8 protein-coding genes and 1 pseudogene are annotated in these 10,403 nt (G+C 67.2%); 6 read left to right on the plus strand and 3 right to left on the minus strand.

Annotation, left to right across the window (positions count from 1 at the left end):
* Positions 1-129: 129 nt before the first annotated feature.
* From K789_RS0103480 to dhaM, 6 genes are all read left to right on the plus strand, one after another.
* Positions 130-2,622 carry an ATP-dependent Clp protease ATP-binding subunit gene (locus K789_RS0103480; RefSeq protein ID WP_024365543.1) on the plus strand — a complete coding sequence of 831 codons (2,493 nt, stop codon included), beginning with the start codon at positions 130-132 and terminating at the stop codon, positions 2,620-2,622.
* Positions 2,623-2,790: 168 nt separating this feature from the next.
* On the plus strand, positions 2,791-4,920 hold the full coding sequence (locus K789_RS0103485; protein WP_024365544.1) for a prolyl oligopeptidase family serine peptidase: 2,130 nt from the start codon (positions 2,791-2,793) through the stop codon (positions 4,918-4,920).
* A gap of 188 nt (positions 4,921-5,108) precedes the next feature.
* A complete protein-coding gene (locus tag K789_RS0103490; RefSeq protein ID WP_024365545.1) occupies positions 5,109-5,618 on the plus strand; it encodes an amino-acid N-acetyltransferase in 510 nt (169 codons plus the stop codon).
* A 544-nt stretch (positions 5,619-6,162) separates the two neighbouring features.
* Complete coding sequence (dhaK, locus tag K789_RS0103495) at positions 6,163-7,164, plus strand: dihydroxyacetone kinase subunit DhaK (RefSeq protein ID WP_024365546.1); 1,002 nt, start codon at positions 6,163-6,165, stop codon at positions 7,162-7,164.
* Position 7,165: 1 nt separating this feature from the next.
* The gene (gene dhaL, locus K789_RS0103500; protein WP_024365547.1) at positions 7,166-7,792 is read left to right on the plus strand and encodes a dihydroxyacetone kinase subunit DhaL; all 627 of its coding nucleotides are present in this window, start codon (positions 7,166-7,168) and stop codon (positions 7,790-7,792) included.
* Positions 7,789-8,463, plus strand: a complete 675-nt coding sequence (dhaM, locus tag K789_RS0103505) for a dihydroxyacetone kinase phosphoryl donor subunit DhaM (RefSeq protein ID WP_024365548.1) — start codon at positions 7,789-7,791, stop codon at positions 8,461-8,463. The genes dhaL and dhaM overlap by 4 nt, the downstream gene beginning before the upstream one ends.
* 9 nt (positions 8,464-8,472) lie before the next feature.
* Here dhaM and K789_RS0103510 read toward each other — a convergent pair whose 3' ends face one another.
* From K789_RS0103510 to K789_RS0103520, 3 genes and pseudogenes are all read right to left on the minus strand, one after another.
* Positions 8,473-9,165 carry a hypothetical protein gene (locus K789_RS0103510; protein ID WP_024365549.1) on the minus strand — a complete coding sequence of 231 codons (693 nt, stop codon included), beginning with the start codon at positions 9,163-9,165 and terminating at the stop codon, positions 8,473-8,475.
* Positions 9,166-9,189: 24 nt separating this feature from the next.
* Positions 9,190-9,687, minus strand: a complete 498-nt coding sequence (locus tag K789_RS0103515) for a hypothetical protein (protein WP_024365550.1) — start codon at positions 9,685-9,687, stop codon at positions 9,190-9,192.
* A gap of 64 nt (positions 9,688-9,751) precedes the next feature.
* A pseudogene (locus K789_RS0103520) lies at positions 9,752-10,403 on the minus strand (A/G-specific adenine glycosylase); the annotation flags it as partial.

A 10,403-nucleotide genomic window follows, 5' to 3' on the forward strand; every position in this document is an offset into this window, starting at 1 on the left:
GACCGGCCCGAGTTTGAGCCCCGATGTGACGCGGCCGCGTCACCCCGGTTTCCCCTGTGGCGAACAAGCCCCAAATCTTGAACCCGGACACGTAGCATCAAAGTACGTCGTAGCTAGGAGTGTGGCGAAATGTTTGAGCGATTTACGGACCGTGCCCGTCGCGTAGTTGTGCTTGCCCAAGAAGAGGCACGCATGCTGAACCACAATTACATTGGTACCGAACACATCCTTTTGGGTCTGATCCATGAAGGTGAAGGTGTTGCGGCCAAAGCCCTTGAGTCCTTGAGCATTTCGCTCGACGGCGTCCGCGAGCAGGTACAGGAGATCATCGGCCAGGGCCAGCAGGCCCCGTCCGGACACATCCCCTTCACCCCCCGCGCCAAGAAGGTCCTGGAACTCTCGCTCCGCGAGGCGCTGCAGCTGGGACACAACTACATCGGCACCGAGCACATCCTGCTCGGCCTCATCCGCGAGGGTGAAGGTGTAGCCGCCCAGGTGCTGGTCAAGCTCGGTGCTGACCTCAACCGCGTCCGCCAGCAAGTCATCCAGCTGCTCTCGGGCTACCAGGGCAAGGAAACCACCGGTGCCGGTGTTGGCCCAGGCCAGGCCGAAGGCACTCCGGCCGGTTCCGTCGTGCTGGACCAGTTCGGCCGCAACCTGACCCAGGCCGCGCGTGAGAACAAGCTGGACCCCGTCATCGGGCGCGAATCCGAAATGGAACGCGTTATGCAGGTCCTTTCCCGCCGCACCAAGAACAACCCCGTACTGATCGGTGAGCCCGGCGTCGGCAAGACCGCCGTCGTCGAGGGCCTTGCCCAGGCGATTGTTCGCGGCGACGTCCCGGAGACCATCAAGGACAAGCAGCTGTACACGCTGGACCTCGGGTCCCTCGTGGCAGGCTCGCGCTACCGCGGTGACTTCGAAGAGCGGCTCAAGAAGGTCCTCAAGGAAATCCGCACCCGCGGCGACATCATCCTGTTCATCGATGAGATCCACACCCTCGTGGGTGCCGGTGCAGCCGAAGGCGCGATCGATGCGGCCTCGATCCTGAAGCCCATGCTGGCCCGCGGCGAGCTCCAGACCATTGGTGCCACCACGCTGGACGAGTACCGCAAGCACATCGAAAAGGATGCCGCGCTGGAGCGCCGTTTCCAGCCGATCCAGGTCAAGGAACCCTCCGTCGCTCACGCGATCGAGATCCTCAAGGGCCTCCGCGACCGGTACGAGGCGCACCACCGCGTCACCATCACCGACGGCGCCCTCGCCTCGGCAGCCAGCCTCTCCGAGCGCTACATTTCGGACCGCTTCCTGCCGGACAAGGCGATCGACCTGATCGATGAGGCCGGCGCCCGGTTGCGCATCCGCCGGATGACCGCCCCGCCGGAGCTCAAGGTGATGGACGAGAAGATCGCGGCCATGAAGCTGGAGAAGGAGTCTGCGATTGACGCGCAGGACTTCGAAGGCGCCGCCTCGCTGCGCGACAAGGAGCAGAAGCTCATTGCCGAGCGTGCCGAGAAGGAACGCCAGTGGAAGACCGGCGGCATGGACGACATCTCCGAGGTGGATGAGGATCTCATCGCCGAGGTGCTGGCGAACTCCACCGGCATCCCGGTCTTCAAGCTGACTGAGGAAGAGTCCTCGCGGCTGCTGAAGATGGAAGACGAGCTGCACAAGCGCGTTGTCGGCCAGGACGAGGCCATCAAGTCCCTGTCCCAGGCGATCCGCCGCACTCGTGCCGGCCTGAAGGACCCGAAGCGTCCGGGCGGTTCGTTCATCTTCGCCGGCCCCACCGGCGTCGGCAAGACCGAGCTCGCCAAGGCCCTGGCCGAATTCCTCTTCGGTGAGGAAGACGCGCTGATCACCCTGGACATGTCCGAGTACTCGGAGAAGCACACGGTGTCGCGCCTCTTCGGTGCCCCTCCGGGATACGTGGGCTACGAGGAAGGCGGACAGCTGACCGAGAAGGTCCGCCGTCGTCCGTTCTCCGTGGTGCTGTTCGACGAAGTGGAGAAGGCCCACGCGGACCTCTTCAACTCGCTGCTGCAGATCCTGGAAGACGGCCGCCTGACCGACTCCCAGGGCCGCGTGGTGGACTTCAAGAACACCGTGATCATCATGACCACCAACCTCGGCACCCGGGACATCTCCAAGAGCGTTGCCACCGGCTTCCAGTCGGGCACGGACACGCAGACCGGCTACAACCGGATGCGGGCCCGCGTCACGGAGGAGCTCAAGCAGCACTTCCGCCCCGAGTTCCTGAACCGTGTCGACGACGTTGTGGTCTTCCCGCAGCTGACCCAGGACGAGATCATCGAGATCGTGGACATGTTCGTCGGCCGGCTGGAGAAGCGCCTCAAGGACAAGGACATGGGCATCGAGCTCACGCCCGCGGCCAAGATCCTGCTGGCAACCCGCGGCTACGACCCCGCCATGGGTGCCCGGCCGCTGCGCCGGACCATCCAGCGCGAGATCGAGGACCAGCTCTCCGAGAAGATCCTCTTCGGCGAAATCCACGCCGGCGACATCGTTGTAGTGGATGTGGACGGCGAAGGCGACGACGCCAAGTTCACCTTCGCGGGCAACACGAAGCCGCGCATCCCGGAGATCGCTCCGAGCGTCTAGGCATCGGCTCAAAGGCCCCGTCTTCCTGAAAAGGGAGGCGGGGCCTTTGCGTCCGTAGGCCCCCAGCCGTGAGAGCGCCAAGCGCCGGTCCTGAAGGATTGTGAAAGCAGTGTTTCACTGTGGGTGAAATTGGTGTGATCCGCCGCACAGGGGGTGTTGAATCGGTGCATGGCTTCCAACGATTCAGAGACCCTGAGCGAAAAACCCGAAACACCCTTCCATGACCTGGACCATTACCTCGCCATCCCCAGGGTGAGCGGCCTGGCCTTGAGCCCCGACGGAAAGCGGCTGGTCACCACCGTGGCCACCCTTAACCCAAAGGGCACCGAATACGGCACCGCCCTGTGGGAACTGGATCCCGAAGGCCAGAAACAGGCCCGCCGGATCACGCGCAGTGCCAAGGGGGAGGCCGGGGCCGTGTTCGCCGCCAGCGGTGATCTGTACTTCGGCTCCGCGCGACCCGACCCGGAAACGCCGGAGGCGGAGCCCGTGAACGCCCTGTGGATGCTGCCCGCGGACGGCGGCGAGGCCCGCGTCGTGCTCACCCGGGCCGGCGGAGTCAGTGCACTCCTTGCGGCCAAGGAGAGCGGCGCGCTCTTCATCAACGCCTCCGTCCTGGCCGGGGCCGCGGATGAGGACAGTGATGAGGAACGCCGCAAGGCGCGCAAAGACAACAAGGTCGCGGCCATCCTGCACAGCGGCTACCCCGTCCGCTACTGGGACGCCGACCTCGGGCCCGCCCAGCCGAGGCTCTTCGCCGTCGAACCGGGCGAGGAGCAGGAGCCGGGCAAACCCGCAACCGTTGACGCCGCGGCGCCGCTCAAACTCCGCAACCTCACGCCCGACGCCGGAGCAGGCCTCCGCGACGCAGAGCCAGTGGTCAGCCCGGACGGCAAGACCATCTACAGCAGCTTCAACAAACCGCTGGCCCGCGCAAATTCACGGTCAATCCTCGTCGCGATCGACGTCTCCACCGGGACCCGCAAGGTCCTGCTCGATACCGAGGGAATGAGCTACTTCCCGGGGCCGGTCAGCCCTGACAACCGGACGCTCGTGGTGCTCAGCGAGAGCGACACCACGCCGGAGGCGGCCCCGCAGGTCAAGCTGCACCTGCTCGACGTGTCCGGCGCTGCGCCCCAGACGACAGGCGACGCCGCCCTGACGCCGCTCGCCCACGGCTGGGACCGCTGGCCGCACCCCGCCGCCTGGCTGCCGGACGGATCAGCCCTGCTTGCGACCGCAGATGAGGACGGTGCCTCGCCGGTCTTCCGGATCAGCGTGACCGGAGACGGTGGAGCCGGGCACGTCACACGCCTGACTGCCGACACGGCCGCGTACACCGACGTCGTCGTTGCCCCGGACGGCTGCACCGCCTATGCCCTGCGCAGCTCTTACGAATTCCCCGCGGAAGCGGTGCGGATCGACCTCGCCAGCGGCGACGTCGCCAGGCTCCCTGCTCCCGCGGAACGCCCGCACTACAAGGGCTCGCTGGAACGCGTGGAGACGACGGCGGCCGACGGCACCCGCGTGCCGGCATACCTGGCACTCCCGGAAGGGGCCACGGCCGGGAACCCGGCACCCCTGCTGCTCTGGATCCATGGCGGTCCGCTCGGTTCGTGGAATGCCTGGACGTGGCGCTGGAACCCCTGGCTGCTTGTGGCCCGGGGCTATGCCGTGCTGCTGCCGGACCCGGCGCTCTCCACCGGTTACGGCCAGCACCACATCCAGCGCGGCTGGGGTGAATGGGGCAAAGCTCCGTTCACCGACCTGATGGCCATCACCGACGCCGTTGTGCAGCGGCCGGACATTGATGAGTCACGCACGGCGGCCATGGGTGGTTCCTTCGGCGGCTACATGGCGAACTGGGTGGCCGGCCACACGGACCGGTTCAAGGCGATCGTCACCCACGCCAGCCTCTGGGCGCTGGACCAGTTCGGCCCCACCACCGACGCCGCGCAGTACTGGCTCAAGGAAATGACGGCCGAGATGGCGCTTGAGAATTCGCCGCACCTGCACGTGGAGAACATCAGCACGCCGATGCTCGTCATCCACGGGGACAAGGACTACCGCGTCCCGATCGGCGAGGGCCTTCGGCTCTGGTACGAGCTCCTCTCCAAGTCCCAGCTCGCGGCCGACGAGAACGGCGAGACCGGCCACCGTTTCCTTTACTTCCCGGATGAGAACCACTGGATCCTGCAGCCGAGGCACGCCAAGGTCTGGTACGGCGTAGTCGAGCACTTCCTCGCGAAAAACCTGCTGGACAAGGATCTGCCGGTGCCTGAGGAGCTGGGTCTCTAGTCTCCGGCTCACCTCCGGCTCACCTCCGGCTCACGTCGGGCTCACCTCCGGCTCGGAGGCTGGGACATTTACCGCGTGCTCGCTCGTTCCTCGCTTAGACGCACGCTACGTAAATGTCCCAGCCTCCTCCGCCCCGTGCATCGGTTACCTTATGAAGCCACAACAACCAGCCCCCGTAAGATTGGGCTGTGACTGAACAAATCCGCATCCGCCTTGCCCGCACCAGCGATGTCGGGGCGATCAAGACGCTCGTGGCTCCACTGGCCGATCAGCGGATCCTCATGGCCAAGGAAACCGTGGCCTACTACGAGAGCCTGCAGGAGTTCCGGATCGCCGAGTCGCCGGACGGCGAAGTGATCGGCTGTGGAGCCCTGCACGTGATGTGGGAGGACCTCGCCGAAGTGCGCACGCTCGCGGCCTCGGCCGCCTGGCGGGGGAAGGGTGTGGGCCACCTGCTGGTTGAGCGGCTGCTGGAGGACGCCCGGGCGCTGGGCGTTTCCCGGGTCTTCTGCCTGACTTTCGAGGTGGACTTCTTCAAAAAGCACGGCTTCGAAGTCATGGCCGACCAGACCGCCGTCGACCCCGTGGTGTATTCCGAGTTGCTGCGTTCGCATGATGAGGGCGTTGCCGAGTTCCTGGACCTCGCCCGGGTGAAGCCCAACACGCTCGGCAACACCCGGATGATCAAAACGCTGTAGGTCCGAGGCCCCCGAAAACGGTCTGGAAGACCTCGCCGGACCGGAGTGCGGGACCGGGTCTTCCCATCCATAAATTTGATGGATAAACTGATCCCGGTCCAGGGGGTGGACCACTTTAATTCCGGAGGCACGAAATTGCACGAACGCGTGATTTTTCCAGATTTCTCCGCATTCCAAATGACTATCGCCGGCGGGGCCACAGCACGCCAGTCCGCGGATCCGCGCGCCGGGGAAGATGCGGCTGAGGACCCGGCGACGGGCCATCGCCCGGGTCTCGTTTCCGGCACCGGCCCTGCAGCGCCCCGGACCAACCGGGGGCGTCTCAACGCGCCGCCGTTCTCCTGGCTTGGCAGCGATGCCTGGCCGAACTTCCCGTTATGGGCCGATAAACCAAGCTGATCCTCCCGCGGATCGCGCGGCGGGCTGCCGTCCGACATCGCCGCGATTCCGCATCCCAGGTTGTGAAACCGGAGCCTACCGCTGGCAGGGGCCCCGGTAGTAGGGTCTAAGCAAGCAGCCAGGACACCATCCAGGGAGCACAGCCATGAAGAAGCTCATCAATGATCCCCGCGCCGTGGTTGACGAGTCAGTGGAGGGCTTCGGGCTTGCCCATGCCGACCTCGTGACCGTCTTTGCGGACCCCAAGTACATCGTGCGCAAGGACGCGCCGGTGGCAGGAAAGGTCGGCCTGGTCTCCGGCGGCGGCAGCGGGCACGAGCCCCTGCACGGAGGCTACGTCGGCCTCGGAATGCTCGACGCCGCGGTGCCGGGCGCCGTGTTCACCTCGCCCACACCGGACCAGATCCTGCCGGCCACGCTCGCCGTCAACTCAGGCGCCGGCGTCGTGCACATCGTGAAGAACTACACCGGTGACGTCCTCAACTTTGAGACCGCCGCGGAGCTGGCCCAGGCGGAAGGTGTCGAGATCCGGACCGTGCTGGTGAACGACGACGTTGCGGTGGAGGACTCGCTGTACACCGCCGGACGGCGCGGCGTGGGCGGAACCGTCCTGGTGGAAAAGATCGCCGGTGCCGCCGCGGAACGCGGCGACAACCTCGACGCCGTCGCGGCCATCGGCGACCGGGTCAACCAGAACGTACGCAGCATGGGCGTCGCATTGACCGCCTGCACCGTCCCGCACGCCGGATCGCCAAGCTTCGTCCTGGAGGAAAACGAAATCGAGATCGGCATCGGCATCCACGGTGAGCCCGGCCGGCACCGGATTCCGATGGAGAACGCCGACGGCATCACCGACCGCCTGCTGGAACCGGTGGTCAGCGACCTCGGGCTGACCTCCGGGGAAAAGGTGCTCCTGTTCGTCAACGGCATGGGAGGCACCCCGCAGAGCGAGCTTTACATTGTGTACCGCCGGGCCGCGCAGCAACTGGCAGCGCAGGGCATCACCGTGGCGCGCTCACTGGTCGGCAACTACATCACCTCCCTCGAAATGCAGGGATGCTCCATTACCGTCCTGCGCCTCGACGATGAGATGACCGCGCTCTGGGATGCTCCCGTCCACACCCCTGCGCTCCGCTGGGGCGTCTGACGTGGGGCTGGACGTCAACTGGGCGTTGCGGTGGCTGACCCTCTCAGCCGAGGCGATGGCGGAGCACCGGGAAGAGCTCATCGAACTGGACAGGCCGATCGGCGATTCGGACCATGGCGAGAACATGGACCGCGGCTTCAAAGCGGTGATGGTCAAGATTGCCGAGGCGCCGCCGGAAACGGCTGGAGCGGCACTGAAGCTGACCGCCATGACCCTGATGTCCAAGGTCGGCGGAGCTGCCGGCCCGCTGTACGGCACGGCTTTCCTCCGGGCGGCGACGGCGCTGGGTGAGGCGGCGGACATCGACGCAGCCACTCTCGCCTCGGCGTTCCAGGCCGCGCGGGACGGGATCGTGGCCCGCGGCAAGGCGGAATCGGGCGACAAGACGATGGTCGATGCCTGGACCCCTGCGGTTGACGCGGCTGCAACAGCTGCCGGAGACAGCGATGTACACAAGGTCCTGGTGGCCGCCGCGGAGGCAGCCGAAGCCGGCGCCGTATCCACGGACCCGATGCTCGCGCGCAAGGGACGTGCCAGCTATCTGGGCGAGCGCAGCATCGGCCACCGGGATCCGGGGGCCGTCTCGACTGCCCTGATCCTGCGCGCCGCCGTCGGGGCTGCCGAGTGACGGTCAATCTCGTCGTCGTCTCCCACAGCGAAAAGATTGCCGACGGCGCCGTCGAACTCGCCGCCCAGATGGCACCCGACGTCTTGATTCTCCCCGCCGGCGGCACCGACGACGGCCGGATCGGCACCAGCCTCGGGCGGATCATGGCGGCGCTGGAACAGGCCGGGGACGCCAACAGCGACGGCATAGTGGTCCTGACGGACCTCGGCTCGGCCGTGATGACAGCCGAGTCCGCGGTGGAGTTCCTGGCGGATCCCTCGTCAGTGCTGCTGGCCGACGCGCCACTCGTCGAGGGCCTCGTCGCAGCCGCCGTGGCGGCCCAGGCCGGAGCTGATCCCCACGGCGTGAAGGAAGCCGCGGAAGCCGTCTACCGGCCGCCAGCTGCTGTCCAGCACGCCCACGCGCACCGGCCGCCTGAGGCGACAGGGGACTTTGAACTCATCAACCTGGCCGGTATGCACGCCCGTCCGGCGGCGAAGATCGCCGGCGGACTGTCCGGCATGGACGCCGAGGTGACCGTCAACGGCGCCGACGGCGCGTCGATGACTGAGCTCATGATGCTCGGGGCGGTAAAGGGCACGGTGCTGCACGTCGAAGCCAGCGGCCCGGAGGCCACCAAAGCCGTGGACTACCTGCGAGGACTCATCACGGCCGGCTTCGGCGAACCCTAGGGCGCCGTCTCAAGCCGTGCCGGCGGCGGTCAGGTCGGGCGCCGACGTGCTCTGCCGGGGGCCGGACCATGCGACCCAGCAGGCGGCAACTGCCATGAGCACGGCCCCGGCGGTCTGGGTCGGCAGGCTGCTTCCCGTCGTCGACTGCCCCAGGACGACGCCCAGGACATAGAACACGACGGCGCCAGTCACCCAGACTGCCCCGGCCCAGCGCGGCAGCACGTGGGAATGCCACACCGCGATGCCCAGCAGTACGTTGCCGAGGAACGCGAGCAGCAGGCCAACCAGGAACGCCCCCGTCATGGACCCCGGAAACTCCAGCTGCATCACCTCCTGGTTGCCGCCGAGATAGGCCTTTCCTATCGCGGGAGTGGCAAACGTGGAAATCACAGCCGGGACCATCAGCCAGGCAGTACCGGCGACAGTGGTCACCATCGCAGCCAGCGCCAGGCGTCCCACCCGGCTGTTGGCCAGGCAACAGCCCAGGGCGAGGGCCCCGAAGATGGCAAGGACCGTGCCTCCCGTGCTGCCGAGCAGGTGACTCAACTGGTAGGAGCCGGAGCTGACGAACCGGGCCCAGGCCTCCGGGTCCTTCTCCTGGTCCGGCTGCGGCTCCAGGGTGGCCCAGGCGGTGACGAGCCACGAGACGGCCAGGGCCCACAACCCTGCACGGATCCAGCGGCTGATGTTCTGCGAGTTCACGGCGTTTGCCTTTCTCCACGTGGACTAGCCGGCCTGCCGGAGGCCGTCCGCATCCAGGAGGACCCCGGCTGAGATGAACCTGCCGCACTGTTCGCCGAACGGGTAGGCAACCCGCGGCGTGAACGTCAGGGTCCGGACCGGCAGGGCGAGGCCGCGGGCGTCGGTGCCGCCCAAGCTGGCTTCGATGGGGGACTCGGAGAGGTGATCCAGCATGAGTGTCCCTGTCAGGGTGCCGTCGGGCGAGGCGGTCGCCGAACAAGGACGGTCCCTGCCGTACGGCCCTGGTTCACAGCCCTGGTCCACCGTGGTACTCCCCGGGAACAGCACAAGATCAGCCTCGGCGCAGTTCCCGTCCTGGCACGCCGTGAGCCGCAGTGTGTTCACCATGCCGGCGTACTCCCGTGCCACGGTCAGAACCACCACCGGTGCCTGCGCGATCGCCGGGCACACGGTCTGGGGCTGGCACCCGGCGGCCAGCAGTGCGGTGCAACCCAGGCCCAGGACGGCCGCGACTGTGCGCATGCTTCAGGGTAGTTCCGGGAGCGCAGTCCAGCTAGGGGTCGCGCCTTCGGGGGCGGGGTGAAGATCAGGCGGGCAGCCGGAAACCGGCCGGATCCAGCTCGGCGAGTCCATCGCTCAGCAGCCCGGACAGCGCGCGCTCCAGCTGCTCCGGAGCAGTGTTGAGCCGGTGCAGGGCGGCCAGCGGGATTCCGATCCCGGCCGGTTCGAAGCCAAGGTCCGTGGCGGCCTGCTGGAACAGCTCCGGGGCCACCGGGGACTCGGCCACGCGGAGCACCGCCAGCACGGCTCCGCGAACCTGGCGGTCCGTTCCGTGCCACGACTGCCCCTTCGGGGTGTACGTCGGCGGCGGCTCACCGGCTGCGAGCCAGGCGCAGGAGTTACTGACCGGACATTCCCCGCACTTCGGCGACCGCGCCGTGCACACCAGCGCCCCCAGCTCCATGACGGAGGCGTTCCAACGCACGGAAGAGCCGGCGTCGTCCGGAAGCGCCTGCGCGGCAAGCCGCATCTCCGCAGCATTCAGCGACTGCGATGGCAGGGCAGCCCCGGAAAACAGGCGGGCATGCACGCGGCGGATGTTGGTGTCCACCACGGTTTCGCGGCGGCCGAAGGCGAACGCGGCGACGGCCGCCGCCGTGTAGCTGCCCACGCCGGGCAGCTCCAGCAGGTCCGGGTACGTTCCGGGAACCTTCCCGCCGTGGTTGGCGCCAATGGCT

Source organism: Arthrobacter sp. TB 26 (assembly GCF_000427315.1).
Taxonomy (GTDB): Bacteria; Actinomycetota; Actinomycetes; order Actinomycetales; family Micrococcaceae; genus Arthrobacter.

Coding starts and splice junctions, on each gene's coding strand:
- K789_RS0103480 (WP_024365543.1), top strand. CDS start 130: ATGTTTGAGCGATTTACGGACCGTGCCCGTCGCGTAGTTGTGCTTGCC.
- K789_RS0103485 (WP_024365544.1), top strand. CDS start 2,791: ATGGCTTCCAACGATTCAGAGACCCTGAGCGAAAAACCCGAAACACCC.
- dhaK (WP_024365546.1), top strand. CDS start 6,163: ATGAAGAAGCTCATCAATGATCCCCGCGCCGTGGTTGACGAGTCAGTG.
- K789_RS0103515 (WP_024365550.1), bottom strand. CDS start 9,687: ATGCGCACAGTCGCGGCCGTCCTGGGCCTGGGTTGCACCGCACTGCTG.